General features: G+C 65.3%; 19 protein-coding genes and 1 pseudogene. 10 read left to right on the forward strand and 10 right to left on the reverse strand.

Annotation, left to right across the window (positions count from 1 at the left end; translation table 11 throughout):
- The 3 genes and pseudogenes from pbpA to pknB form a co-directional block, all read left to right on the forward strand.
- A pseudogene (gene pbpA / locus A5652_RS01850) lies at window positions 1-759 on the forward strand (D,D-transpeptidase PbpA); the annotation flags it as partial.
- A complete protein-coding gene (locus A5652_RS01855) occupies window positions 756-2,039 on the forward strand; it encodes a serine/threonine-protein kinase (protein WP_067346061.1) in 1,284 nt (427 codons plus the stop codon). The pseudogene pbpA and the gene A5652_RS01855, both read left to right, overlap by 4 nt.
- The gene (gene pknB / locus A5652_RS01860) at window positions 2,036-3,916 is read left to right on the forward strand and encodes a Stk1 family PASTA domain-containing Ser/Thr kinase (protein WP_067346063.1); all 1,881 of its coding nucleotides are present in this window, start codon (window positions 2,036-2,038) and stop codon (window positions 3,914-3,916) included. Before A5652_RS01855 ends, pknB begins: the two co-directional genes overlap by 4 nt.
- Here the strand turns inward: pknB and A5652_RS01865 are convergent.
- Together A5652_RS01865 and A5652_RS01870 are read right to left on the reverse strand one after the other, a co-directional pair.
- A complete protein-coding gene (locus tag A5652_RS01865) occupies window positions 3,894-4,580 on the reverse strand; it encodes an aminodeoxychorismate/anthranilate synthase component II (protein WP_067346066.1) in 687 nt (228 codons plus the stop codon). The two genes, pknB and A5652_RS01865, sit on opposite strands and share 23 nt — an antisense overlap.
- A gap of 48 nt (window positions 4,581-4,628) precedes the next feature.
- Complete coding sequence (locus tag A5652_RS01870; RefSeq protein WP_067346068.1) at window positions 4,629-5,372, reverse strand: DUF881 domain-containing protein; 744 nt, start codon at window positions 5,370-5,372, stop codon at window positions 4,629-4,631.
- Window positions 5,373-5,501: 129 nt separating this feature from the next.
- Between A5652_RS01870 and crgA the strand changes: the two genes are divergently transcribed.
- Complete coding sequence (gene crgA / locus A5652_RS01875; RefSeq protein WP_067131414.1) at window positions 5,502-5,783, forward strand: cell division protein CrgA; 282 nt, start codon at window positions 5,502-5,504, stop codon at window positions 5,781-5,783.
- 155 nt (window positions 5,784-5,938) lie between these two features.
- Window positions 5,939-6,364, forward strand: a complete 426-nt coding sequence (locus tag A5652_RS01880) for a PH domain-containing protein (protein ID WP_067346071.1) — start codon at window positions 5,939-5,941, stop codon at window positions 6,362-6,364.
- Window positions 6,365-6,389: 25 nt separating this feature from the next.
- On the opposite strand, the gene A5652_RS01885 is transcribed toward A5652_RS01880, so the two are convergent.
- On the reverse strand, window positions 6,390-6,938 hold the full coding sequence (locus A5652_RS01885; RefSeq protein WP_067346072.1) for a peptidylprolyl isomerase: 549 nt from the start codon (window positions 6,936-6,938) through the stop codon (window positions 6,390-6,392).
- A 160-nt stretch (window positions 6,939-7,098) separates the two neighbouring features.
- On the opposite strand from A5652_RS01885, the gene cwsA reads away from it, so the two are divergent.
- Window positions 7,099-7,533, forward strand: coding sequence for a cell wall synthesis protein CwsA (gene cwsA, locus A5652_RS01890; RefSeq protein ID WP_067346074.1), 435 nt, complete (start codon window positions 7,099-7,101; stop codon window positions 7,531-7,533).
- Between the two features lie 2 nt (window positions 7,534-7,535).
- Here cwsA and A5652_RS01895 read toward each other — a convergent pair whose 3' ends face one another.
- The gene (locus A5652_RS01895; RefSeq protein WP_067346076.1) at window positions 7,536-8,750 is read right to left on the reverse strand and encodes a cytochrome P450; all 1,215 of its coding nucleotides are present in this window, start codon (window positions 8,748-8,750) and stop codon (window positions 7,536-7,538) included.
- 196 nt (window positions 8,751-8,946) lie between these two features.
- Here A5652_RS01895 and A5652_RS01900 point away from each other — a divergent pair, with 196 nt between their 5' ends.
- The gene (locus A5652_RS01900; RefSeq protein WP_067346078.1) at window positions 8,947-9,495 is read left to right on the forward strand and encodes a TetR/AcrR family transcriptional regulator; all 549 of its coding nucleotides are present in this window, start codon (window positions 8,947-8,949) and stop codon (window positions 9,493-9,495) included.
- Window positions 9,496-9,528: 33 nt separating this feature from the next.
- Here the strand turns inward: A5652_RS01900 and A5652_RS01905 are convergent, their stop codons facing one another.
- Window positions 9,529-12,705: an adenylate/guanylate cyclase domain-containing protein gene (locus A5652_RS01905; RefSeq protein WP_067346081.1), complete on the reverse strand. Its 3,177-nt coding sequence runs from the start codon at window positions 12,703-12,705 to the stop codon at window positions 9,529-9,531.
- A gap of 130 nt (window positions 12,706-12,835) precedes the next feature.
- On the reverse strand, window positions 12,836-13,660 hold the full coding sequence (locus A5652_RS01910) for a phthiotriol/phenolphthiotriol dimycocerosates methyltransferase (protein ID WP_369805722.1): 825 nt from the start codon (window positions 13,658-13,660) through the stop codon (window positions 12,836-12,838).
- Window positions 13,661-13,721: 61 nt separating this feature from the next.
- Between A5652_RS01910 and A5652_RS01915 the strand changes: the two genes are divergently transcribed.
- The 3 genes from A5652_RS01915 to A5652_RS01925 are packed head-to-tail and all read left to right on the forward strand — an operon-like array spanning window position 13,722 to window position 17,247.
- On the forward strand, window positions 13,722-15,449 hold the full coding sequence (locus A5652_RS01915; protein ID WP_067346083.1) for an AMP-binding protein: 1,728 nt from the start codon (window positions 13,722-13,724) through the stop codon (window positions 15,447-15,449).
- 50 nt (window positions 15,450-15,499) lie between these two features.
- On the forward strand, window positions 15,500-16,291 hold the full coding sequence (locus A5652_RS01920; RefSeq protein ID WP_197513701.1) for a methyltransferase domain-containing protein: 792 nt from the start codon (window positions 15,500-15,502) through the stop codon (window positions 16,289-16,291).
- Window positions 16,288-17,247: a rhamnan synthesis F family protein gene (locus A5652_RS01925; protein WP_067346087.1), complete on the forward strand. Its 960-nt coding sequence runs from the start codon at window positions 16,288-16,290 to the stop codon at window positions 17,245-17,247. Before A5652_RS01920 ends, A5652_RS01925 begins: the two co-directional genes overlap by 4 nt.
- Before the next feature lie 7 nt (window positions 17,248-17,254).
- Here the strand turns inward: A5652_RS01925 and A5652_RS01930 are convergent, their stop codons facing one another.
- The 4 genes from A5652_RS01930 to pks2 form a co-directional block, all read right to left on the reverse strand.
- Window positions 17,255-17,998, reverse strand: coding sequence for a GAP family protein (locus tag A5652_RS01930; RefSeq protein ID WP_067346090.1), 744 nt, complete (start codon window positions 17,996-17,998; stop codon window positions 17,255-17,257).
- Window positions 17,998-19,257: a glycosyltransferase gene (locus tag A5652_RS01935; RefSeq protein WP_067346092.1), complete on the reverse strand. Its 1,260-nt coding sequence runs from the start codon at window positions 19,255-19,257 to the stop codon at window positions 17,998-18,000. Before A5652_RS01935 ends, A5652_RS01930 begins: the two co-directional genes overlap by 1 nt.
- Window positions 19,258-19,297: 40 nt before the next feature.
- Window positions 19,298-20,737 carry a condensation domain-containing protein gene (locus tag A5652_RS01940; RefSeq protein WP_304441756.1) on the reverse strand — a complete coding sequence of 480 codons (1,440 nt, stop codon included), beginning with the start codon at window positions 20,735-20,737 and terminating at the stop codon, window positions 19,298-19,300.
- Between the two features lie 11 nt (window positions 20,738-20,748).
- Window positions 20,749-25,646: type I polyketide synthase (gene pks2 / locus A5652_RS01945; RefSeq protein ID WP_082983735.1), on the reverse strand; the 4,898-nt coding region annotated here is incomplete at its 5' end.

A 25,646-nucleotide genomic window follows, 5' to 3' on the forward strand; every position in this document is an offset into this window, starting at 1 on the left:
ACCGAGCAGCTGACCGCCGCACCCTCCATTCCATTGCCCAACAGCACCGCAAGTTTGGAGAACTACGGTGGGGAGCCGTGTGGAAACGAGCCGACGGTGTCTCTGCGGCAGGCGTTCGCCCTGTCCTGCAACACCGCGTTCGTCCAGCTCGGGCTCCTCACCGGGTCCGATGCGCTGCGCAACATGGCGCGGTCGTTTGGGCTGGACAGCACGCCGAGTGTCATCCCGCTCCAGGTCGCAGAGTCGACCGTGGGGATCATCCCGGACGCCGCGGCGCTGGGAATGTCGAGCATCGGCCAGAAGGACGTCGCTCTGACGCCCTTGCAGAACGCCGAGATCGCCGCGACGATCGCGAACGATGGGGTGACGATGCAGCCCTACCTGATCGACAGCCTCAAGGGGCCCGACCTGACCACGATCAGCACCACGGCACCGTATGAGCAGCGGCGCGCCGTGTCGCCGCAGGTCGCCGCTAAGCTGACAGAGCTGATGGTCGGCGCCGAGAAGGTCGCACAGCAGAAAGGGGCGATTCCCGGCGTGCAGATCGCATCGAAGACTGGTACCGCAGAGCATGGCAGCGATCCGCGGCATACACCGCCGCACGCCTGGTACATCGCTTTCGCGCCCGCACAGACCCCGAAGGTCGCTGTGGCGGTGTTGGTGGAGAATGGCGCCGACCGCCTGTCTGCGACGGGGGGTGCACTCGCCGCGCCGATCGGACGGGCTGTGATCCAGGCCGCGCTACAGGGAGGACCATGAGCCCGCGAGTTGGTGTGACGCTGTCCGGCAGATACCGTCTGCAGCGCCTGATCGCCACCGGCGGCATGGGTCAGGTGTGGGAGGCGGTAGACAGCCGGCTGGGCAGGCGCGTCGCGGTCAAGGTGCTCAAGCAAGAGTTCTCCCAGGACCCCGAGTTCATTGAGCGGTTCCGCGCCGAAGCGCGCACCACCGCGATGCTCAACCACCCCGGCATCGCGGCCGTCCACGACTACGGCGAAAGCCAGCTGGACGGGGAGGGCCGGACTGCCTACCTGGTGATGGAGCTGGTCAACGGTGAGCCGCTGAACTCCGTGCTCAAGCGGACCGGCCGACTGTCGCTGCGGCACGCGCTGGACATGCTCGAGCAGACCGGACGTGCCCTGCAGGTGGCGCATGCCGCCGGGCTGGTGCACCGCGACGTCAAACCCGGCAACATCTTGATCACCCCGACTGGCCAGGTCAAGATCACCGACTTCGGTATCGCCAAGGCCGTCGACGCCGCCCCGGTGACCCAGACGGGGATGGTGATGGGCACCGCCCAATACATCGCACCCGAACAGGCCCTGGGCCACGACGCCACCCCGTCGAGCGACGTCTACTCACTGGGGGTCGTCGGCTACGAGGTGGTATCGGGCAAGCGGCCGTTCACCGGTGATGGTGCCCTGACGGTGGCGATGAAACACATCAAGGAACCGCCCCCGCCGCTGCCCGCTGAGCTGCCGCCCAACGTGCGCGAACTCATCGAGATCACGCTGGTGAAGAACCCGGCGATGCGGTACCGCAGCGGCGGACCGTTCGCCGACGCCGTGGCCGCGGTGCGTGCCGGTCGCCGTCCGCCGCGGCCCAGCGCGACCCCACCAGCCGGCCGGGCCTCGCCGGCAGCCATTCCCTCCAGCCCGACCACCCGCGCCGCCGCGGTGTCGCCGAGCCGGAGCGCCGCGCCCCGTCGGTCGCGACCGACCACCGGCGGCCACCGCACGCCCCCCGCCCGTCGCACCTTCTCCTCGGGTCAGCGCGCGTTGCTGTGGGCCGCCGGTGTGCTCGGCGCGCTGGCGATCATCATTGCGGTGCTGATCGTCATCAATTCACGGGCGGACCAGCAGCAGCAGCCACCGACGGTGACCGACACCGGGACCCCGCCCGCCTCGGGGCCGCCGCCGACCAAGACTCCGAGCGGTGCTGGGGCCCGGCCCGAAATGCGAATTAATTGGCCCGATGCCGGGACAATAGGGGCCTCCGGCTTCCATAACGTGCCGGCCCGACACGGAACATCGCAATGACCACGCCGCAGCACCTGTCCGACCGCTATGAACTGGGCGAAATCCTCGGCTTCGGGGGTATGTCCGAGGTTCACCTGGCCCGCGACGTCCGATTGCATCGCGATGTCGCGGTCAAGGTGCTGCGCGCGGATCTGGCCCGCGACCCCAGCTTTTACCTCCGCTTCCGGCGCGAGGCGCAAAACGCCGCCGCACTGAATCACCCGTCCATCGTCGCCGTCTACGACACTGGCGAGGCCGAGACGCCCACCGGCCCGCTGCCCTACATCGTCATGGAGTACGTCGACGGTGTCACCCTGCGCGACATCGTGCACACCGACGGCCCCCTGCCACCGCGCCGGGCCATCGAGATCATCGCCGACGCGTGCCAGGCGCTGAACTTCAGTCACCAGAACGGCATCATCCATCGAGACGTCAAGCCGGCCAACATCATGATCAGCACCACGAATGCGGTCAAGGTGATGGACTTCGGCATCGCCCGCGCGATTGCCGACAGCGGCAACAGCGTCACCCAGACCGCCGCGGTGATCGGAACCGCGCAGTATCTGTCCCCCGAGCAGGCTCGCGGTGAGGCGGTCGATGCTCGTTCCGATGTGTATTCATTGGGCTGCGTTCTCTACGAAATCCTCACGGGCGAACCGCCTTTCACCGGCGACTCGCCCGTTGCCGTTGCCTACCAACACGTTCGGGAGGACCCCGTCCCGCCGTCGCAGCGGCACGACGGCATCTCCGCCGACCTCGACGCCGTGGTGCTCAAGGCGCTGGCCAAGAATCCCGACAACCGTTATCAGACCGCCGCGGAGATGCGTGCTGATCTGATTCGGGTGCATAACGGGGAGAAACCCGAGGCGCCCAAGGTACTCACCGACGCCGACCGGAGCTCGCTGCTGTCGGCCAATGCGGGCAACTCCGGGCCGTCCCGGACCGACCCGCTGCCCCGTCAAGTTCTCGCCGACGCGGGTGAGGACCGCAGCGTCGGTTCGGTCGGCCGCTGGATAATCGCCGTATTCGCGCTCGCGGTGCTGACGATCGTCGTCGTCATTGCCTTCAACACGTTCGGCGGCAATGCCCGTGATGTGCAGGTGCCCGATGTGCGCGGGCAGGTGTCCGCCGATGCCATCGCGGCGCTGCAGAATCGCGGCTTCAAGACCCGCACCCTGCAGAAGCCGGATTCGGCGATCCCGCCCGACCACGTCATCGGTACCGATCCGGGCGCCAATGCGTCGGTCAATGCGGGTGATGAGATCACCATCAACGTCTCCACCGGGCCCGAACAGCGCGAGGTGCCCGACGTTTCCTCGCTGAGCTACTCCGACGCGGTCAGCAAGCTGAAGGCCGCCGGCTTCAGTAAGTTCAAGCAGGCCAACTCCCCGTCGACTCCGGAACTGCTGGGCAAGGTGATCGGGACGAATCCGCCCGCCAATCAGACGTCGGCGATCACCAACGTCGTCACCCTCATCGTCGGGTCCGGACCGGAGACCAAGCAGGTTCCCGACATCGCGGGCCAAACCGTCGACATCGCACAGAAGAACCTGACCGTCTACGGCTTCACCAAGGTCACCCAGGTGCAGGTGGACAGCACCCGGCCGGCCGGTGAGGTGATCGGGACCAATCCGCCCAAGGGACAGACGATTCCGGTGGACTCGGTGATCGAGCTGCAGGTGTCCAAGGGCAACCAGTTCGTCATGCCGGACCTGTCCGGGATGTTCTGGACCGACGCCGAACCACGGCTACGCGCGCTGGGCTGGACGGGAATCCTGGACAAGGGCGCCGACGTCGACGCCGGCGGCTCCCAGTCCCATCGGGTGGTCTATCAGAACCCGCCGGCCGGCTCCGGGGTCAACCGCGACGGAATCATCACGCTGAAGTTCGGTCAGTAGCCGTCGGGCCGGCCGGAAAATACGGCCGTACCGCGGCGTGCACCTCATTCTCGAGTCGCCGCACCAAGGTGTCGTTGCGCTCCCACCCGCAATCGGCGAGCCAGTTCGCCAGCATTCGGTGGCCGCCCTCGGTCAGGATCGACTCCGGGTGGAACTGGACGCCGTGAATCGGCAGTTCGGTGTGCCGCACGCCCATGATCACACCGCTTCGGGTCTGAGCCGTGACCTGAAGCACCGGGGGCAGCGACTCGGGCAGAATGGTCAGCGAATGGTAGCGGGTCGCCGTGAAGGGATCCGGAAGTCCTTGCAGCACACCGGTATTGCCGTGGTGGACGCTGCTGGTCTTGCCGTGCAGCAGTTCGGGGGCGCGGTCGACGGTCGCGCCGAATGCGACGCCGATGGCCTGGTGTCCCAGGCAGACCCCGAGCAGCGGAGTCCGCTCGGCGGCACACGCCCGAACCATCGGAATGGACGCGCCCGCGCGCTCCGGGGTACCCGGCCCCGGACTCAGCAGCACGCCGTCGAACTGACGGGCCACTGCGGCTTCGTCGGAAAGCCGGGCGTCGTCATTGCGCCAGACGTCGGCGTCCACGCCAAGCTGACCGAGGTACTGCACCAGGTTGAACACGAAGCTGTCGTAGTTGTCGACAACCAGGATCCGCATCGTGCCAGGTTACCGTCCGACGGCCGTGGCGATTTCGGTCGGTAGGCGTCAGTAGGAGATCGGGCCGTTGGGCTGCGCGGAATGCAGCCGCTCGGGCTCGAAATGGCCGACTACCTGCACGTCGGACTTGACCTCTTCCTGGTAGCCGAGCCCGAAGCGGACAACGTACTGCTTGTAGAGGACCACCAGGGGAGCGGCGGCGAGGGCGGCTTGCATGGCCGTCGCGTTGCCGATCGCGGTGATCATGTACGGCGGGCTGTAGGTGCGCCCGTTGAGCAGCAGAGTGTTGCCGACGCAGCGCGGCACCGACGTCGCGATGATGCGCTGATCCTGCATCTGGATCGCCTCGGCGCCGGCGCTCCATAACGCGTTGAGCACCGCCTGGATGTCTTGCTGATGCACCACCAGGTCGTCGGGGGATGCGTCCCGGGGGAACCGGCCGTTGGCGTCGCGCTGCGCATCCGCAAGAGTGACCACCAGGCCCGGTCCGTGTACCGGGCTCATCCCCGCCTCGTCGGCGAGCTGGGCGGAGCGCCGCAGCATCGCCGCGAGCGCGGCATCCGACGACCGTCCGTGCGCGGCGTCGATCTTGCCCGCCAGCGCCTCGCGCTGGGCATTCAGCCGGTTCACCGAAGACTGGGTCTCGCGGACCAGGTCCACCAGCCGCGGGGCATCGCTGCGGCGGATTTCGGCGCCGCCGGAGACCCCGTGGGTTGCGGCGAGCAGCAGTCCGGCCAGCAGACAGACGATCGGGACCCCAAAGCGCCATGGCGACCGGCGCGTCTGGGTCATCGCGTCTCCATTTCCTGGTCACCGTCCCAGGTGAGTTAGTCTCGTAGCCAAGCCATGGGTGCAGTTGCAGTGTTTATCGTTGCACCCCGTCCCGCTCACCGTGTCGTTGAGGTAATCCGCGAGGTAATCATGCCCAAGTCCAAGGTCCGCAAGAAGAACGACTTCGCCGTCAGCGCGGTCAGCCGCACCCCGGTCAAAGTCAAGGTCGGACCATCGAGCGTGTGGTTCGTCGCGCTGTTCATCGGCCTCATGCTGATCGGTCTGGTCTGGCTGATGGTGTTCCAGTTGGCCGCGGTCGGGAGCAACGCGCCGACCGCCCTGAACTGGATGGCGCAATTGGGCCCGTGGAACTACGCCATCGCGTTCGCTTTCATGATCACCGGCTTGTTGCTCACGATGCGCTGGCACTGAACAGGACAGTCGGTGTAATGAATTCATTTTCGGTCTAATTCGACACCGCGTCAGCAACTTTCCCGCCACCCAATCACACGCGTGTGATTTATCCCCACTGTTGATAGCTGATGTGGATAACTGCATAGGCAGTGGTGGGAGGGGTTGAGGAGCGTATGCAGCAAACACAGTGGGAGCCGCGCGCGGCCGGAATCGCTGGTTGTGGAGCCGCGGGCGTTTTGATGGCTATCGCCGCTGTGACCGTGGTCACAGACCCGCCCGGGCGGATTCTCGCGGGCGTTGCCGCGGCAGGTCTGATCTTGTTTGCCGGCGTGTCTTGGCACGCGCGTCCCAAGCTGGCAATCACGCCTGGTGGCCTGAAGCTGCGCGGCTGGTTCCGGACGCAGGTATTGCAGCATTCCGACATCAAGATCATCCGCATCATCGAGTTCCGCCGCTACGGACGCAAAGTGCGGTTACTCGAGGTCGAGACGGCCGACGGCGAGCTGGTGCTGTTCTCCCGCTGGGACCTCGGGACGGATCCGTTGGGGGTGCTCGACGCGCTCACCGCAGCCGGCTATGCGGGCCGTCAGCAAGGCTGACCGGACCCACGGCTTATCGGCCGGCTCAGGAAATCGTGATCGACTCGATGACGACGGCCTCGGTGGGGCGGTCGTTTCCGTCGGTGCCGGTCGTCGAGATCGCGTCGACAACCTTCTGCGACTCGGGGTCGGTCACTTCACCGAAGATCGTGTGGCGGCGGTTGAGGTGCGGGGTTTGGCCCACCGTGATGAAGAACTGCGAGCCGTTGGTGCCCGGGCCCGCATTCGCCATCGCCAGCAAGTAGGGCTTGTCGAATTGCAGTTCGGGGTGGAATTCGTCGGCGAATTTGTAACCAGGACCGCCCCGACCGGTTCCCGTCGGGTCGCCGCCCTGGATCATGAAGCCCCGAATCACCCGGTGGAAGACCGCGCCGTCGTAGAAGGGGCCGGATGAGCCTCCCGATGCATTCTGCGTCGAGTACTCCTTGGTGCCTTGCGCCAGGCCAACGAAGTTGGCGACGGTCTTTGGCGCGTGGTTTCCGAAGAGGGCGACCTTGATGTCGCCGCGGTTGGTGTGGAGCGTCGCGGTAGCAGTCTGAAAGGGGCTGTTGGTCACGGCATGAGAGTCTGCCACTACTGGCGGGCGTCGCCGCACGCGGTGTCACCCAAGGCGAATCACGCGCAAATCGCGGCAGCGCACACCGCGGACGCTGACGTCCCTATGCTGGCAGTCTGTTCGGATACCGGACCTTCCCGGGCAGGCTTCACAGCAGGCTCCATCAGAAAGGCGACAGATGAGGGCGAAGATGGGTTCCCGGCTGACCCCGCGGCAGCGACTGACCCAAGGCCTGACCTATTCGGCGCAGGGACCGCTGGACGTCACCCGGGGGCTCGCCGGGCTGAGCGTTCAGTCCGCGCAATCGGCCGCAACGCAGCTGCGTCGCCGATACCGAGAGGGGCGCCTAGCCCGTGACCTCGCCGGGGCCCAAGAAATCCTGGCCCAGGAGCTGGCCGCCGCGCAGGAAGTGGTCACAAGCTTGCCCCAAGCGCTGCAGGACGCGCGGCGCGCGCAGCGTCGCGGCAAGCGCCCGTTGGTCTTCGCGGGGGTCGCCGTCGCGGTCCTCGCCGGGGGTGCCGCGGCGTTCAGCATCGTCCGGCGCTCGGTGCGGGCGAAGCCTCAGGAGCCGCAGTCGCGGCCGCCGAGCGTCGACGTGCAACCGCGTCCCTAAGGTCATTGCACGACCAACCGCAACCGTTCGCGGCGCCGGACCAGAATGCTGGGCAGCCATTCCCCGATGTCCACCGCGTCGATCCACGTCGTGCGCTCGAGCAGCATGCCTAACACGATGCTGGCTTCCAACCGGGCCAGCGCGGCTCCAACGCAGAAGTGCACGCCCTTGCCGAAGCTCAAGTGATTCTTGGCGGCCGTGCGGTCGAGCCGAAATTCGTTCGGTGCCTCGAAGTGCGCCGGATCGCGGTTGGCCGCTCCCCACATCAGCAGCAGGTGAGAATTGGCCGGCACCCTGATCCCGCCTAGCGTGGTGTCACGCCACACGTGCCGATAATGACCGCGAAATGGCGGCTCGAACCGCAGGGTCTCTTCGATGAAAGCGCCTAGTAATTCCGGGTTGTCGCGGAGCTCCCGTTGTATCGCGGGGCGATCGGTGAGAATCCACGCCGCGCTGCCCAGCAGCGATGCGGTCGATTCGCCGGCGGCGCTGAAGAGCGTGAGCATGATGCCCAACGCCGGCAGTTGTTCGAGTTCACCCGACGCGCAGCGTTCCGCCAGGTCGCCCATCAGCCCGGATTCTGGCTTGCCGCCGGCCTTTTCGAAGTGTTCCAAGACATAGCCCGACAGTTCCATCGCGGCTAGTCCGGCCTGCTCGACTTGTTCGGGAGTGACGATCCCATCGAGCAGGGTGGTGGTGGCATAGCCGAGCCGAATGAGTTTGTCGGCGTCGTCGTCGGGGAGACCCAGCAGCTTGCAAACCACCATCATCGGCAACCGGTTGGCGATGGCGCCCATCCATTCGATCTGACCATCCCGGAGGTTCTCTTCCCAGAGCCGGTCCGCCGTCTGCACCGCGAATTCCTCGATGACCCGCACGCGCTTGGCCGACAAGTGCGGCAGCAGGATCTTGCGGTGCATCGCATGCGCGGGGTCGTCCGCGGTGGCCAACGTATGCATCGGGGCTCCGGGCAACCCCATGTCGAGCGGCGTGACGGTGCCGTCCTCGTGAAAGACCATGGTCGCCGTGAGGTTCGAGGAGAAATCCTCGACCCGCTCCACGGCCTCTTGTACCGCATCCCAACCGCACACGGCGTAGAACACCGAGTCGCCGATCCGGTGCACGGGTGCCGCTTCGCGCATCCGGTCATACAGCGGATAGGGATCCTGTATCGCTTCGCTGCCGAAGAACCGGGTTGCACTGTCCAAAACCGCCATGGGCTTCAGGCTCGGCGCAGCTCACCGCGGGGTCAATGGGACGCCGGCAAGTTGAGGAGCGGTCGCGATCGATGTCGAGGGCCGATCATCGTGCGCACCCGCCGCCAGCAGGCCGTTCGCGTGAGAATAATTGACATAGATTTCTCATGCTGCGAGAAGCGCTTCTGTGCTCCGCATTGTGGGGGAGTATGGGTGGATGCCTCGCGACGATTGGCTGGTGGGCCGCGACCGTCGTAGCGAAGCCGCGGAACGGATTTACAGCGCGGCCGCCGACCTCATCGCTCGCCGGGGATACGACGGGTTCACGATCGAAGCCTTGGCCGCTGTGGTCCATTGTTCACCCGCGACGATCTACCGCCACGCCGGCGGCAAGGCGACTATCCGCGACGCCGTCGTCGGTATTCAAGCGGCTCGCATCGTTGACACCACCCGGGAGGCCATCAAGGACCTCGTCGGCCCGGAGCGCGTCGTGACCGCCACGATCATGGCGCTGGAACGCCTGCGCTCCGACCCACTCGCTCAACTCATGCGGTCGATCCATGCGGCCCCGGTCAGTGAGTGGGTCATCAGCTCGCCAACCGTGACGGCCATGGCCGCCGAGATGCTGGGGCCCGGCAACGATGACCCGCTGGCCGCGCAATGGCTGATCCGCGTCTTCCTTGCGCTGTGGGGGTGGCCGCTGAAAGATCCGGCCGCGGAACGCGTTTTGGTGGAGCGCTATCTCGGCTCGTCCTATGCGAGGTAGCGGGGCTAGACGCGCATGCTCGAGCGGCTGCGGTTACGGCATCTCCTCGCTCCACTCGATATGTCCCTCGAAGCCAAAGGTTTTCGCCAACTCGCGGTAGCGATCTCTGAACCGCGTGTAAGCCTCGACATCGCCGTGGGCGCGCGCCAGCGCGGCTCGCATCCGCTGCAGCCAAGTCTCACGCATCGCCAGGCCCTCATCGGCGGGTACAGTCGCCAACCGCTCGATGGCGGCCTCGGCTTCGGTGACGTCACTTTCGGTCCCGCGGTCGAGCAGTGTCTCCACGAAGACGCCGGTCGTCAAAGTGCCCCACGAAAGCCCTTGTCCCTCAAGCATGAGATGGTCGACCGCGGCGCGCATCACCGGTATGGCCTGGTCGCGATCGCCGCGGCGCGCCTGCTCGCGGGCCACGTACACGTCGAGCATCGGTATGTCGCACAAGAAGTGGCCCCCGCGCCGGAACACTTCGCGGACCTCGGCCAGAAGCTGCTGTCCCCGATCACGCTCGTCGTCCGTGCGGCGGTGCACCAGCGCAAGCCCCAAGGTCAGCCAGGCGACGCCCAATTGGAGGTTGTCGCCGGATGGCTGGGCAATCACCAGCGCATCCTCGATCTCGCGCACCGTGGCATCGTCTGGGCGAAGCGCGCCGGCCGGTATGCCCGTGGTGTACACGTAGCTGACGACCGTGACGTAGGACAGGGAGTCGGCGCCGTGCGCCATGGCCACGCCGCGCTGCAGGTCCTCTCGCCAGCCGGGACGACCCAGGGCCCATCGGGCGGTACCCCGCTGGGCGAACGCGAGCGCGAGGGGAGACCCGAAGAGGAAGTTACCCTTCGCGGGGTCGCCGTCAGCCAGGTCAATGACCCTCTGTGACAAGCGATGCATCTCGGCCCACTCGCCGGTCGCTATCTTGGCGCGGATCGGAGTGAAGGACAGTCCCACCGTCATGTTGGGGTCACCGATGGACTCGATGAGGGCGATGGCCTCGGACGCCAGCCGCGACGCCTCGCGCACCCGGTCTTGGAACGCGTGATCCATCACCAGCCCCGCCATCGCAATGGCCAGTGATGCCTTGTCTCCTGCGGCGCTGCACAACTTGCGTAACTCGTCGAAGCGGTCCCAGATGTTGTTCACATGCACCCGCCAGGCGATCCCGCACAACATGGTTCGGGGAGCGATGCGCATGGCTGCCCGCTCCGGGTCATCGGTGGCCATTGCGTCGGCGATCCTGGTGGCACTTTCCCAGCTCAGCCGGGCTGCGGCGATGTCGCGGTATCTCGCCCACGTTGCCGCGCGCATGTGCCATCCGTAGGCGTTTCGCAAGTCGCCCGCCGCTTCGAGATGTTCGGCTATCAGCGCGGCGTTCTGGTCGGCTGATTCCGGCTCGCCCGTTTCGATGGCGTCGGCCAGCCGCCGGTGCATCTGGGCGCGATCCGATCGCAGTTGGGATTCATAAGCCACGCTGCGGATGAGCGGGTGGCGGAAGGCGAACTCCGTGCTCGGCGTGAAACGGACCTGATCGATGAGTGCGGCCTTCAGGAGCGCGTCGAGAACGGGTGCGTTGCCCACCGCGGTGAGTAGTTCGGGCGTGAACCGCGACCCGATTACCGCCGCGGCGTTCAACGTCTGCTTGGCATCAGGATCCAGACGGTCGATGCGCGCGGCGATGGTGGCCTGCAGCGTCGCCGGAACGGTGACTTCGGCCGGATCGGCGCCGCAGGTGAAACCCCCACGGTCGCCTTCGAGCACCGCGCGCTCGGCGAGCTCGCGCACGATTTCTTGCGCGAAGAACGGGTTCCCGCCGGCCCGTTCGGCGACGAGCGTTTTGATCCCGGCGACCGACGGATCGGGGCCCAACAACTCGTCGAGCAGCGCCGTGGTTTCCGACTCACTCAAAGGCGCGAGCGAAATCGTCTGCGCTCCGGGCACACTCGCGAGTAGTCCGCTGTACTCGGGCCGGTAGGTGATCAACACCATCGACGGCGTCCGGGGAACGACGCTGAGGAACTCGGCCACCAGCGAGTCGCTGACCTCATCGATCCAATGCGCATCCTCGATCACGTAGAGGACGGGTTGAGTCCGGGCCAGCGACATCGAGTTGATCAGAGCGGTCAACCGCCGCCGCCGCGCGTCCGGATGGATCGTCGGAGGGGGCGTGTCGGGGTCTCGAATGCCCATCAGGTCATAAAGCAGCAGCACATCCTCATCGGGGACGTCGGGGATCCCGGCACGCACCTGTGCCCGCGCCGCCTCGTCGTCGAGTTCGCTTATTCGGAGCCCCGCGCGCAGCAGCGCCGCCGCCGCGACAAAGGGGACGTCGCTGGTGTGTGACTCACAGAAAGCTGAAACCACCTCGATGCCGTTACGCAGCGCCAGCGCGACGGCCTCGCCAGCGAGTCGCGTCTTGCCGATGCCCGCCGGCCCGGCAACACAGACCACACATCCGCGCCCGTTTTTCGATCGATCCAGGAGGCCGGCGATGGTCGTCACTTCCAGCTCTCGTCCGACCAGTGCGCCCTGCAAGTCGCCACTTCGTTGCGGCCCGCCGGTCAGGCTGAGGAGACGCCGGGCCAGGACCGGCACTTCGCTGCCCTTGATCTGCACCTGCTCGGCGTCGGCCAGCACGGCGGCCTGCTGAACGAGTCGGGCGGTGGATTCGCTGAGCATCACTCCCCCCGGCGGCGCCACGGATTCCATCCGCTGCGCCATCCCGACCTGCTCACCGATCGCGGTGTAGCCCAACGCTTTCGAACCGATTTCACCCGCGATCACCTGGCCGGAGTTGAGTCCCACCCGCAGTTGGAGGTCCACACCGTCGCGCTCGCGGACGTCGGCGGCAAGCGGCTTGATCTCCTCCTGGAGGCCCAGGGCCGCTAGACAGGCGCGAAAAGCGTGGTCCTCCATGGTTACCGGCGCGCCGAACACCGCCATGATCCCGTCGCCGGTGAACTTGTCGAGCGTGCCCCCGTAGCGATGCACCACCTTGGTGCAGCGGTGGACCAGTGCGGCCATGATCTCGCGCAGCCGCTCGGCGCCGACGGCCGCGGCGATGTCCATGGAATGCACGACGTCGGCGAACAGCACCGAGACTTGCTTGTATTCCGCACGTGCGGCGGGTTCTGCAGCCGGCGCGCCGCAGCTGTGGCAGAACCGCGCATCCTCGAGGAGTTCGGTGCCACAGACCTGGCACGCTCCTACGGCCGCCGCCATCCGACCCTCCGCCAATCTCGACTGCCAGCATTTGCTGGAATCCTCAAAGGATAGGCCGTTGGGCGCCCCACGAGGGAGGGTTGGCTTCTCACTCGGAGCCCCGCGGCACAAAATTTTGGTGACGAACTCCTCAATCCTTGGCAAAGCAAAACAGCCGGTAGGAGGCCTCGCCATTTCCCAGCCGGCGGTAGATCAACGACCCTGGCCCACCCGCGTAGTCGTCGGCTATGCCGCGCAGAACCGCGAGATTCGGTAGGCGACGGATGATTTGGTCGACGAACCGATTCTTCTCTAGCCCGCGCATGACCTCCGCGTTGATGACCCGTTCCGACAGCAGCCGCATGGGGATGTTGGCCAGGTCCGCCTCCCAGGCGGCGATTTCGTCGGCGTAGCGGATATCGGCGTACACGAACCGTCCGCCCGGGCGCAGCACGCGTTCCACCTCCGCGAAGAATCTGGGAACGTCCTGGTAGTTGATCGCGGCTTCGACATTGACCACTGCGTCGAAGGAACGGTCGGGAAAGGGCAGGCTTTCGGCGTTGCCCTGAACGAAGTTCAGGCCGGGCAGCGTGTGCCGCTTTCGGCAGAACTCGATGCCGACCGTGTTCAGATCCAGGCCCGTATAGGTAGCCGGACGCAGGGTCCGCATCAAATACGATGCGCCGCCGCCGTGACCGCAGCTCACCTCCAGCACGTCCTTGCCGGCCAGGTCCACCTGCGTGGCCGTCCGGTGGTAGAGCTGAATGGGGAACCGATCGGGCTCATCGGCCGCCGTCAGCGGCAACGACATTGGCGGGTCCTCCTCATATCCGTAGTTCAGGAACAACACGTCGTCCCGTATGAGGAGGCGGCTAAGAAATCTGTAGCCGTATTTGAAGCGCAAATTCAAAAGTTTCAGCGACACGGGGTTGCGATTCAACCTGTCGATCACGCTTTCGATCGGCGTGCGTTGCAGTCGCCCATCGTCTTTGCTGCAAAACCGGCGTGGTGATAACGGCCGAGGTAACCTGACGCCCATGCTCAAGTCTCCCATTCCGGCCCTGCTGCGCGAACGCGCCAGTCTGGCGCCGAATCGGACGGCGTTCACGTTTATGAATTATGAACGGGACTGGGCCGGCGTTGAGGAGAGTATGACGTGGGGACAGCTGTATCGACGAGCGCTGAATCTGGCGCAAGAGCTTCGGCTGCACGGGTCCACAGGTGACCGTGCCCTGATATTGGCGCCCCAGGGGCTCGACTACGTCACTGCGTTTCTCGGCGCAATACAGGCCGGCTTCGTCGCGGTTCCGTTAGGTGCCGACAGCGACGAACGGGTCAATTCGGTGCTACGCGACGCATCGCCCTCTGCGGTTCTCACCACATCATCCATCGCGGACGATATCGCCGGCTATCTCGGATGGACGTCCGGCGAAGCAGGTCCAGCGCTCATCGAAGTTGATGCGTTGGATCTCGATTCGAAGAAGGCGCCCGCTGCGAGGGTCGAGAGTTCAACGGACACGGTGTATTTGCAATACACCTCGGGATCGACGCGTAGCCCCGCCGGGGTCATGGTCTCGCACAAGAACATCCTGGCCAACTTCGAGCACATGAATGCCGCCTTTTTCGGGGACCACGGAGGCGTCGCGCCACCGGACAGCACGATGGTGTCCTGGTTGCCGCTCTATCACGACATGGGTTTGCAGCTAGGAGTCATCTTTTCGGTTCTGACGGGATTTCGCAGTGTCCTTGCCAGTCCGGTTTCCTTCTTGCAGCGGCCGGCCCGCTGGATGCAATTGCTGGCACAGAGCAGTCGGGCGCATTCGGCAGCGCCCAACTTTGCCTTCGACTTGGCGGTTCGGAAAACCTCGGATGATGACCTCGCCGGCCTTGACCTCGGCAACGTGTCTTGCATCTTCAACGGTGGCGAACGGGTACAGCCCGCGACGCTGCAGCGCTTCGCCGAGCGGTTCGCCCGCTTCAACCTTCAGGCCAAGGTGTTGCGGCCATCGTATGGACTGGCAGAGGCTACGTTGTACGTCTCGACCCGCGAAGCCGGTCAACCACCGCGGATCGTTCACTTCGACTCCGAAGAACTGGCCGCGGGCCGCGCGAAGCGTCAGGCAGACACTGGCGGCACCGCGCTCGTCAGCTACGGCGCGCCGCGGTCTCCGATGGTGCGCATCGTGGATCCCGAGAGCCGTATTGAGTGTCCGGCGGGAACGACCGGTGAGATCTGGGTGCACGGGGGCAACGTCGCTACCGGATATTGGCACAAACCAAGCGAGACTGAGCATACGTTCGGCGCCACGCTGCTCGCCCCATCGGCCGGTACTCCCGAAGGGCCCTGGTTGAGAACCGGGGATTTGGGCTTCATCTCCGACGGAGAGCTGTTCATGATCGGCCGTACCAAGGATCTTTTGATCGTGTACGGGCGCAACCACTGTCCCGACGACCTCGAGGGGACGATCCAAAGCATTGCGCCGGGACGGTGTGCGGCGATCGCGGTTCCGGACAAGGGAACCGAAAAGCTCGTCGCCATCATCGAGCTCAAAAATCGGGCCGGCCCCAAGGAGGGGACGGGGGACGGATTCGACGTCGTCAAACGTAGAGTCACTTCCGCGATTTCCGATGTGCACGGGGTCAGTGTCGCGGATCTCGTTGTGGTAGCGCCGGGTTCGATTCCGATCACCACCAGCGGCAAGGTCAGAAGAGCGGCCTGCGTCGAGCGCTATCGCCAGAATCAGTTCGCCCGCTTGGACGCTTAGTGCCAGGGCCACGGACGATCACGGAGTTCACGTACTGGTACCAGTACTCGTTGCGGGAAAACGGGCCGGGATTCACCGTCAACCATACTCGATGGCGCCTACCACTTCGTGAGCGTTATCAGTCATTCGTCGACGGTAAATATGGTGTCGAGATCGGCGGCCCGAGTTTGCTTTTCAGAACCGTGCTGCCCCTCTATCAAAGGGTCAGAGGTCTGGATGGCGTCAACTTCTCCGCGGACACCATCTGGGAGGGACGCATCGAGGCTGGTGCGCGCTACCACTACCAGCGGAACAAACGCGGTCATCAATTCATTGCCGATGCGACCGACCTGAACAAGTTCGCGACTGCCCGATACGATTTCCTGCTGTCCTCGAACTGCCTAGAGCACACCGCCAACCCCTTGAAGGCTCTGGTCGAATGGAAAAGGGTAATCAAGGTGGGCGGAGCATTGGTACTCGTGGTCCCCAACAAAGAGAACAACTTCGACCACCGGCGCCCGGTCACGAAGTTCGAACACCTGCTGGATGATTTCACCGCCGACGTGGGCGAGGACGACCTGACCCATCTCGATGAGATCTTGGCCCTCCACGACTTACGCAGGGACTGGCCGGCGGGTGGACGTCAACAGTTCAGGAAACGAAGCCTGAAGAATTTTCATAACCGAACCCTTCATCACCACGTGTTTGACGTCGGGCTGATCGAAGAGATGCTGCAGCGCGTCGGATTCGGGATCGTGGATGTGACGACCACACGAACCGACTTTTTCGCGCTGGCGATGAAAACCGGTGCGGCGGCCACACTGCCGGCTCAGCGTGCACGGGATGTCATCGAGGCACCGTGAAACTGTCGAACGTGCTGGCCACGGAATCCGAGCGCGCCGTGGCGGCCGTTCGATACCGGTTAAGCCCCAACGCTTTACGATTCCTCTGTGAAAGCCACCTGGAACTTCCACCGCAGCCGCCTTCCGGTCGTGGCACCCTCCTTCTGTTCGCACACTTCGATGTCCAAGGCGTCGTTGATCCATACGTCACCTATTACCTGGAGGCGCTGCACCGGCTCGGGGCGACCATTGTTTTCGTTTCCGCCTCGCCGGTCCTCTCCGCGGAATCGGTCACTTCGATCCGCCCCTTCTGTGCGGGCATTTACACGCGTCGCACGCTTTCTTTCGACTTCGGCTCGTGGCACCTCGCATGGTGCATCCTCAGGCGGCGCGGATGGTCGCTTGATCAGTTCGACCGTTTCGTCATCGCGAACGACAGCGTCTTCGGTCCCCTCTTTCCTCTGGAGGAGATGTGGCGTTCCTTCCGCGGGGCTGACATGTACGGCGCCATCGAAAACACGCAGATGTTCTCCCACCTCCAATCCTTTTTCCTGGCTTGGGATCTCAATGCGCGCACCCGCCCCTTCCTCGACGATCTGTGGGACGAGTTCCAGTACGCCGTTCACAAAGGCACGCTCATCTGGCGTTACGAGGTTGGGCTGTCCAGGCGCGCGCGTAAGGCCGGGCTCAGCGTCAAACCGTTCGTCTCCGCCGCCGCCATCAGAACGTCCGGTGGGCATCCATCACATCTGTGGGGCAGCAAACGGTCGGGGCGAAACAACGGCACCCTCTACTTCTGGGACGGCCTCATCGAGGACTTTCGGTTCCCTTTCCTCAAGGTAACCGTGGTACGCGACAAGCGCTTGCACGAGTCGATGACGCACCTTCGCGACGTCATCGAGAAGCACACTTCCTATCCCTATCGACTCATCCATTCGAACGCCGAGAGGCTCAGCCGCAGAAGCCACGTGCCCTAGGTAGGGCTCAGATGCTGCCCAGGCCAGCGGCGATCAACACGAGCCCCGCCACTGCGGGCACGGCGACGAGAATCCGCCGCCGGTGCACTCGGGTAAGCCTCTGCAGCTGCAGCACGGCCGCCTGGGTTTTTGCCGGCATGACCAGATAGCCCACGAGTGGGATCTCGACGAGAGCAAGCACCACGAGCGTAAATATCACGACCGCGCTGAGCTGGGTGCCGAACGCGGCTCCGGAGGAGACGATGACGATGAGTACGACCAGGTAATCGATGGGCGGCATTGTCGACACCAGCCCGATCCCGAACGCGAGCCACGGGTTGCCGCCTTGCAGGGCGCGACCGGCGCGGACCCTTATCCGTGCGATTGCGGTTGGCGTGATTGGTTGGTGATCCTCGGCCGCCGGAAAGCCGCCGTAGGTGGGCGCTCCGACATGCTGACGCAACCGAAACCTCGTCGACAGCAGTGCCGCGATCAGTAGCGCGAACACGCCAATGGCGATTTGGAAATACCCGCCGGTGAATCGGGAGACCGCGGACCTCATATCTTCCATGACCAGTGGTACCGAATTGCGCGTCACCAGCATCAGGCCGAACACCGCGATCCCGGGGGCGATACCGGCCGCTAGGCCGCCCAGCCAGTATGCGATCAGGTTGTGCTTGGGCCGCACGCGTGACATCAGGGCCGCGACGACGACCAGGCGCGTCGGGTCCGTTGCCACCCATAGCGCCAGTACCAGCACCGTGGCCCACATCAGGCGACGCGCTTCCGGTGAACGACACCTTCGATGAGATCAGCCGCCGCGGTGACGCTCTCAGCCGGATCACTCATGTGGGTGGCGAGTTGACCGGCGCGCGCGACGTAGTGCGGCGCGCGGATCCGGCGTAGGTGTGCCACCAGCGATTTTTTGGTGATAGTCGACAAACGTTGAGCACGACCGGCTTTCAGCCGCATCGCTGCCGCCGCCCACAGCGGCTGATCGGCTACGTCCCAAAGGATCAGCATCGGGATTCCGGCTCGGAGGGCCGCGGCGGTGGTGCCCGCTCCACCGTGGTGGACGGCTGCGCGACAGCGCGGAAAGATGGCCGCATAGTTCACCGGGCCGACAAGTTTCACCTCGTCGGAATGTTGGATGCGGGTGGAGCCGCGTGCATCGCAATAGATCAGGGCGCGTTCGGCTAACTCCGCGCAGGCGGCGACGATCATGGCGATCGTGTCGGCCGGGGATTGGATCGGCGTGCTGCCGAAGCCGAAGTAGATCGGCGGCGTACCCGTGCCGATCCATTTCGCGACGTCATCGTCGGCACCCGTCGGCAGCCGCAACGTCAGCGCGCCGACGAAGGGTCGCCGGCCGCCGTTCCATTCGGCGGCAAGGTTGGGAAAGCAAGCCTCGTCGTAGGCCTGGATTTCGAGCGATCCACGTTCCGCCATTCGCTTCGCCGCGGGGGCGTGTGTCCGGCGCAGGCCCAGTTCGCGTCGTTGCGTGTCGTCGGCGTCCTTGGTGATGCGCCAATACAGCCACCACGCCGCCCTCAATGTGGAGCGGACCACGGGTGCCGGTGAGGGTATGGAAGGCAGGGCGAGTTGGCCGTTGACGCAGATCGGCATGTGGTGGATCGCCGCCAGTGGAATGTCGTAGTACTCAGCGACGTTGGCGACGACGCCGTGATACGTCTGGCCGGTTACCAGCATGTCGGCCCCGTCCGCCAGTGCGGCCAACGTGCGGCCCATCTGTGCCCAGCCCTCAACGAAGAGGTCCCTGCCTGAGCGCACGAGGTTGATGGGATTCTGCGGCTGGAAGGCGTGGTGAACGAAGTCGGCGACCGCGCTGACCTGCTCCTGCGAATCCGGCCCGTAACCGACCGCGCTGAGGCCGGCGGACTCCACGAAGCCGACCAGGTTGGGTGGGGCCGCCATGCAGACTTCGTGTCCCCTGTGCAGCAGCTCCAAACCGACTGCGGCGCAGGGTTCGACATCACCGCGAGTCCCATGGGCGGCCAAGACGATTTTCATCGTCGAAACCCGGCATCAGGGTATTGCGCTCCGATCTCCATCAAGACACCTGAACCGCTGCACCCGTATAACGTCCGTCCGCGGCGCGCCGCAGCACGGATTTCATCGCGCTCACGTACCGGATCACGGAGTCTTTGGCGGTCGCATTATTCGGGAGGTTCACCCACATCGACACCTCGTCGAAGAGGCGGATCACCGAGAAGTAAAGGTGCGCCGGGTCCCTGGGGTCACAGTAGATGCTGACATTCGCATCCTTCATGTGGGAGGTGACGGTGGCAGAGAAGGGAGGAAGGCCCGCATCCATGTAGTTGACCATCGTGCAGTTCGGCCCCCACGCCCTGAGCCAGGGTGCCAACTTCAATATCTCGTTGAACGATACGTTGGCGAGGTCCATATTCGAATCGAAGGACGCCTGCGCGGCCCGGGCGGTCTCTTCGAAGGAAGTCGGGTTTACCGGCACGGTGAAGGGAACCACGCCGGTGAACCAACCCATCGTCGAAAATTCCGCGAGCGACCTGCGCTTATCGGTCGGCGCAAGGCCGTAATATGTTGTGGCCCCCGTCAACTCATGCTGCGCGAGAGCTATACAGGCGAACAAGCCGCCGCTGACGCGGGCCCCCGCCGCGATGCACCGGGACTCGAATTCGGCCGTCTGGCCCTGGTCCATCAGCCGATCGACCACCACGTCGCCGCCCCTGGCCTGCGACAGATCACCGAGCGGCAGCGGGAAGTCCGGCAGGGTTCCCCCGTTGTGCTCGGCGAATTCGATCCATCTGCGAACCTCGGCGGAATCCAAGGTCAGGGACGCTACGTGTTGCTGTTCCCGTATGCAGAAGTCGTCATGACTGGCCGGGGGCGGCGCCTGAACGAGCGCTCGGCCGGCCACCAGCAGGCGGTAGTTCATCACGATTTCGGTGTATAAGCCGGCGATAATCGTTGGGTCACAGTGGAGGTGATCGACTATCGCAAAAATGGTGAAGTGGTCGTCGCGCTGAATGATGCCGAACCTGAAGCAATCCCACTGCAGTGGGTCCGGGGTGGACAGCACAAACTGGTGCCACTCGCGTGGCGTCATGTTGTCCTGCCGCATCGGGGCGAACTCGATGTCGGCGGGGTCAGCGATCGTGTGCCGCACAATGTTTTCCGCGTCGCCGTACTCGAACCAACTGTGATACGTCTTATGCCGGCGGAGGTGAGAGTTGATGACGTAGCTCATGGCTCGGACATCGCATCGGCCGGGTTCGTCTCCGGAGCCGATCACCAGTCGCGCATAGTCGAGCCCGCGTTGCGCATAGCGGGAAAAGCCGCGCAGGTGCGCGTCCTGCATTGCGCTGAGCGGGACCTCACTGATCGGGGCTTGCCGGGCTTTCGCCAGCGAAGCGGGCGATGCCTGCCAAGTCACGATCCTTCCCGCCCCGGGTGTCCAGTCGTAGACGGTTCCCACGAACAACCCGCGCGCTGGCCCTGCACCTATGAACACCCACGCCTCCTTCAGTCCACTTGCGGCTCGGTCGCGGCTTCGGCGTGTTGACCTGTCTCTATGGTGCCGAGACCATCTGCCGGAGCCAATCTTTCGCACAGCAGCCCAGCTAGGCCCTGGATGGTGGTGATGTCATTGGTGGTGACCCGAATCCCTGTTTCGGCCTCGATGCGGGTGCGCAGCTCGAGGTTGCCCATCGAGTCGAGGCCATATTCGGAGAGGGGGTGATCAGGGTCGATGGTACGGCGCAGAATCAGGCTGACCGCGTCGGATATCATGCGACGCAGTCGAACGGGCCACTCCTCCGGTGGCAGCGCGTACAACTCGTTGAGCAGTTCGCCCGCGTCCGAGACACTTTGGTCGTTGGACCGGAACAGTTCGGCGAACCGGCTGCGTTGCGCGTAGGCGCCGAACCACGGCGTTCCCGTCAACGTTGCATACCCGGAGTACGGGCGGTCGTGGCGCAGCAGAGCTTGGAACGCATGGGCGCCTTCGTCTGCGGTGAAAGCCGTGTCACGCCAGTGTGCGATGGCGGTGCCTTCGCCGTCGCGGCCGGGCGTCGTTTCTTCGCCGCCCTTGGCTCGCACTTCGGCGGCGCGACCCACCTCGGCCCACAACGCCCACCCGATCCCCGTGGCGGGCAGGCCCTGAGTTCGGCGCCAGCGCGCGAATGCGTCCAGCCAGCTGTTGGCGGCGGCGTATGCTGCCTGCCCGGGCGAGCCGACCAGGCCTACCGCCGAGGAGAACAGACAGAACCAATCCAAGGGGAGAGTGGCCGTGGCACGGTGCAAATTCCACGCGCCGTGGACCTTTGGAGCCCAGTTGCGGCTGATGAGATCGTCGGTCATATTTGCCAGCATCGCGTTTTCGAAGACCGCAGCGGCGTGCAGCACCCCGCGCAACGGAAGCCCGGTGGCAGTCGCGGCGCTCACCAGACGCGGCGCTGTGCCGGCTTCGGTGATGTCGCCGCATTCCACCACGATGTCGGTTCCCATCGCCCGAATGAGCTCTATCGTTTGCAGCGCCTTGGGATTGGGCTTTGAGCGGGAGCTGAGCACGATGCGGCCGCAGCCGCCTTCGGCCATTTTCTCGGCGAGGAAGAGTCCTATGCCACCCAGACCACCGGTGACGATGTAGGACCCGTCGGGCCGGAACGGCCGGGCCTGCTCGGGCGGTACCACGACAGTGGTGTGTCCGGTCTGGGGCACGTCTAGTACAACCTTGCCCTCCTGCTCTGCCGCGTTGATCGCGCTGACAGCGCCGGCCGCATCGCCGAGCGGATAGTGAGTGATCTCCGGTAGTGGCAACTCACCGTCTGCGACGAGTCGGTACACCGTGCTCAGCAGGTCGCCGACTCGGTGTGGATGACTCTGCGACATCAATGCCAGGTCGACGTGATGGAACGCGAGGTTGCGATGGAACGGGAAGTGGCCCCGCCGGGTGTTGGCGTAGACATCGCGCTGACCGATCTCCACAAATCGTCCGCCCACGGACAGCACCTCGAACCCGGCGCGCTGCGCAGCGCCGGTTAGGGAGTTGAGCACGATGTCAACCCCGTCGCCGTCGGTATCTCGGCGGATCTGGTCGGCGAAGTCGGTGCCATGGGAGTCGTAAATGTGTTTAATACCCATGTCGCGCAGTAGTTCCCGGCGCTCCGCGCTGCTCGCGGTGGCGAAGATCTCGGCCCCCGCCGCGCGCGCGATCGCGATCGCCGCCCGTCCCACGCTCCCAGTGGCGGAGTGAATCAACACACGGTCACCGGTGGTGATCCTGGCCTGATCGTGCAGCCCGTACCACGCGATCGCATGCGGCGTACTCACCGCAGCCGCGTGGGCCTCGGTGAGGCCCGGGGGCAGCGGCACCGCCAGGCGGGCGTCACATGTCACGAACGTTGCCCAGCAACCGTTTGTGGAGAAGCCGCCGACGTGGTCGCCCGAACGATGTGTTGTGACCCCGGAACCGACCGCGGTCACCACGCCGGCAAAATCCATACCGAGCCGGGGTGTATCGCCATCGGCGCTGGAATCCCGTCCGCAGGCCAACAGGACATCCGCGAAATTGACGCCTGCCGCGTTCACCCTGACTTCGATCTCGCCCGGCCCTGGCGGAACGCGTTGAAACGCAGTCATTTCCATCGTGTCCACGACGCCGGGCGTGCGGATCTGCATGCGCAGGCCATCGTGCTGGTTGTTCACCGCGGCCGTTCGCCGCTCCTCGGTGCGTAACGGTGCGGGGCTGAGACGCGCCGTGTACCACTGGCCGTTCCGCCAGGCTGTCTCGTCCTCGTCCGAATTCCCCAGCAGTTGCCGTGCCAGCTGCTCGGCATCGCTGTCCTCGTCCATGTCGATCTGGGTGGCGCGCAGGTGCGGATATTCAGTGCCGATCGCTCGCACGAGGCCGCGGAGGCCGGACTGCTCGAGATTCGCCACGTCGCCCGGCAACACGATTTGTGCGTTCCGCGTGACGATGTAAAGGCGGGGCGGTTCTTCACCAATGTCCGCGATTTGCTGGGTCATTCGCACCAGGTGACGCACATGGTCCTCGCCGAGCCGACCCCACTGCTCCTCCCGGGTGCCGTTCTCGGGGTCGGTGAGTATGACGATTCCGCTGACCTGCTCGGCTAGGTGCATGCCGAGCGCTTCGGCGGTCGCCCCATGATCGGCATGCATCGGCCATGTCATGGTCGCGCACCGGGCACCCTCAACTTTCAACGCGTCGGTCAGCCTTGTCGCCATGACGTCGGCGCTGGCGGAAGTGCTGATCAGCAAGCAGGTTCCGACGCCGATACCCTCCACGTCCGGCACCGTTCGCTGCTTCCACTCGACGGACAGCAGCCGCTCGTTCAGCAGGCGATCGCGGTTTACGCTCTCGGAGGTCCCGGTCCCCAGTTGCAATCCGCGCACGGCCAGCAGGACCGTCCCGCGCTCGTCGAGCACATCGAGATCCGCCTCCAACCCGGCCAAGTCGGCCCGTGTCACCGTCGTATAGCAGTAACGCGCCGTGCGGGCGGAACCGTAGGCATGGATTCGGTCTACGCCCAGCGGCAGCAGCAGACCGGCGCTGCCTGCGACCCGGGCCCCGGGATGGGCCGCGACCGACTGGAAACAGGCATCCAGCAAGGCGGGATGCACCGCATACGGGCTGTGTTTCGAGCGGATGGGGCCGGGTAGGCCCACCTCGCCCAGCACCGTGTCGATCGTTTCCTCTGATTGGTGCACCGCAGCCAGTCCGGCGAATGCCGGTCCGTACTGCAAACCGTGCCCGTCGAACTGCTTCCGCAGCTCGGTCCCGTCGACCCGGCGTGGGTGGGCCTTGATCAGGCCGGCCATGTCGTACGCCGGTGGCTGGTCCTCGTCTGTCCCCGCGTGCAGCACAGCGGCCGCCCGCCGAATCTGCGTGCCGTCCTGCAAGGTCTCTACCGCGAACTCGACCGCCCCCGTCGGGGTCACCGACGCAACCGCCGATATCGGTGTCTCGTCGTCCAGCAACAGCATCGCCTCGAAGCGGACGTCGCGAACTTCGGACCTCTCGCCAAACACCGTGCGGGCCGCGGCCAACGCCATCTCGCAGTAGGCCGCGCCCGGAAGCGCGGACACATGGTGGATCCGGTGGTCGCCCAGCCAGGGCTGAGCCGCGGTGCCGACCTCGCCCTGCCACACGTGGCGCTGCGGCTCCTCGTGCAACCGGACATGCGCCCCCATCAACGGGTGCACCGAAACCGTGCTCGCGCTGTGTGCCCGCGGACTCTTGCGGGTCAGCAGTAGCGGGCGGTGGTTCCAGGTCGGCAGCGGTGCGTCCACCAGCTGGCCACCCGGGAAGATCGCCGAAAAGTCAATTGCCGCACCGGCACCGAACAGCTCTGCCAGGAAGCCGCGTAGTCCGTGCGGCAGCGCTTGCTCCCGGCGCATGGCGGCGAGTGCGGCCACGGGCATGCCGACGCTTCCGGCAGTCTGCTCGACGGCGTGGGTCAGTAGTGGGTGCGGGGCCAACTCCGCGAAGACCCGGAAGCCGTCTTCCAACGCGGCCTGAACCGCCGCGGCGAAGCGCACCATGTGGCGCAGATTGTCCGACCAATACCAGGCGTCACACACCGGTTCCTCGCGCGGGTCGAATGCGGTCGCGGAGTAGAAGGGCAACTCCGGTGTCCTGGGCTCGATCTGGGCCAGCACGTCGACCAGCTCATCGAGGATCGGATCGACCTGCGGGGAGTGCGAGGCGACATCGACCGCGATCTCGCGTGCCAACACGTCCCGTTGCTCCCATGCGGTGACCAGATCGCGCACCGTCGATGCGGCGCCGCCGATCACCGACGAATGGGGCGAGGCCACCACCGCCAGCACGACATCGTCGACGCCGCGCGCCATCAGTTCCAAAAGCACTTGCTCGGCCGGCAGTTCCACCGAAGCCATCGCCCCGGAGCCGGCAATCGTCGACATCAGCCGCGATCGGCGACAGATCACGCGGACACCGTCTTCCAGCGTTAGCGCTCCCGCCACCACCGCGGCCGCGGCTTCGCCCATCGAGTGCCCGATCACGGCCCCCGGGTGCACACCGTATGCCCTCATCGTCGCCGCCAGAGCGACCTGCATGGTGAACAGCGCGGGCTGAATCCGGTCAATCCCGCGCACCGTCTCGGGGCTTGAAATGGCCTCGGTGACAGAAAATCCCGACTCTTCGGCGATCCATGGCTCCACCTCGGCCACCGTCGCGGCGAACACCGTTTCGGTCAGGAGCAACTCGCCGCCCATCGCCGCCCACTGCGAACCCTGTCCGGAGAACAGCCACACCGGTCCTCGATCGTCCTGTCCGGCCGCGGGCTGATAGGGAAAGTCGCCTGTAACGATCTCACCCAGACCGTCAGTCAGCTCTTCGATGCTGCGCGCGATGCGCGGCGTGCGCACCGGCCGGT

Origin of the sequence: Mycobacterium sp. 1165178.9 (assembly GCF_001673555.1) — a bacterium.
Lineage (GTDB): Bacteria > Actinomycetota > Actinomycetes > Mycobacteriales > Mycobacteriaceae > Mycobacterium.

What these genes read in the sequence shown, in the direction of transcription:
- A5652_RS01855 (WP_067346061.1), top strand. Translation starts at nt 756, where the DNA reads ATGAGCCCGCGAGTTGGTGTGACGCTGTCCGGCAGATACCGTCTGCAG.
- pknB (WP_067346063.1), top strand. Translation starts at nt 2,036, where the DNA reads ATGACCACGCCGCAGCACCTGTCCGACCGCTATGAACTGGGCGAAATC.
- A5652_RS01865 (WP_067346066.1), bottom strand. Translation starts at nt 4,580, where the DNA reads ATGCGGATCCTGGTTGTCGACAACTACGACAGCTTCGTGTTCAACCTG.
- A5652_RS01870 (WP_067346068.1), bottom strand. Translation starts at nt 5,372, where the DNA reads ATGACCCAGACGCGCCGGTCGCCATGGCGCTTTGGGGTCCCGATCGTC.
- crgA (WP_067131414.1), top strand. Translation starts at nt 5,502, where the DNA reads ATGCCCAAGTCCAAGGTCCGCAAGAAGAACGACTTCGCCGTCAGCGCG.
- A5652_RS01880 (WP_067346071.1), top strand. Translation starts at nt 5,939, where the DNA reads ATGCAGCAAACACAGTGGGAGCCGCGCGCGGCCGGAATCGCTGGTTGT.
- cwsA (WP_067346074.1), top strand. Translation starts at nt 7,099, where the DNA reads ATGAGGGCGAAGATGGGTTCCCGGCTGACCCCGCGGCAGCGACTGACC.
- A5652_RS01895 (WP_067346076.1), bottom strand. Translation starts at nt 8,750, where the DNA reads ATGGCGGTTTTGGACAGTGCAACCCGGTTCTTCGGCAGCGAAGCGATA.
- A5652_RS01900 (WP_067346078.1), top strand. Translation starts at nt 8,947, where the DNA reads ATGCCTCGCGACGATTGGCTGGTGGGCCGCGACCGTCGTAGCGAAGCC.
- A5652_RS01905 (WP_067346081.1), bottom strand. Translation starts at nt 12,705, where the DNA reads ATGGCGGCGGCCGTAGGAGCGTGCCAGGTCTGTGGCACCGAACTCCTC.
- A5652_RS01915 (WP_067346083.1), top strand. Translation starts at nt 13,722, where the DNA reads ATGCTCAAGTCTCCCATTCCGGCCCTGCTGCGCGAACGCGCCAGTCTG.
- A5652_RS01930 (WP_067346090.1), bottom strand. Translation starts at nt 17,998, where the DNA reads ATGTGGGCCACGGTGCTGGTACTGGCGCTATGGGTGGCAACGGACCCG.
- A5652_RS01935 (WP_067346092.1), bottom strand. Translation starts at nt 19,257, where the DNA reads ATGAAAATCGTCTTGGCCGCCCATGGGACTCGCGGTGATGTCGAACCC.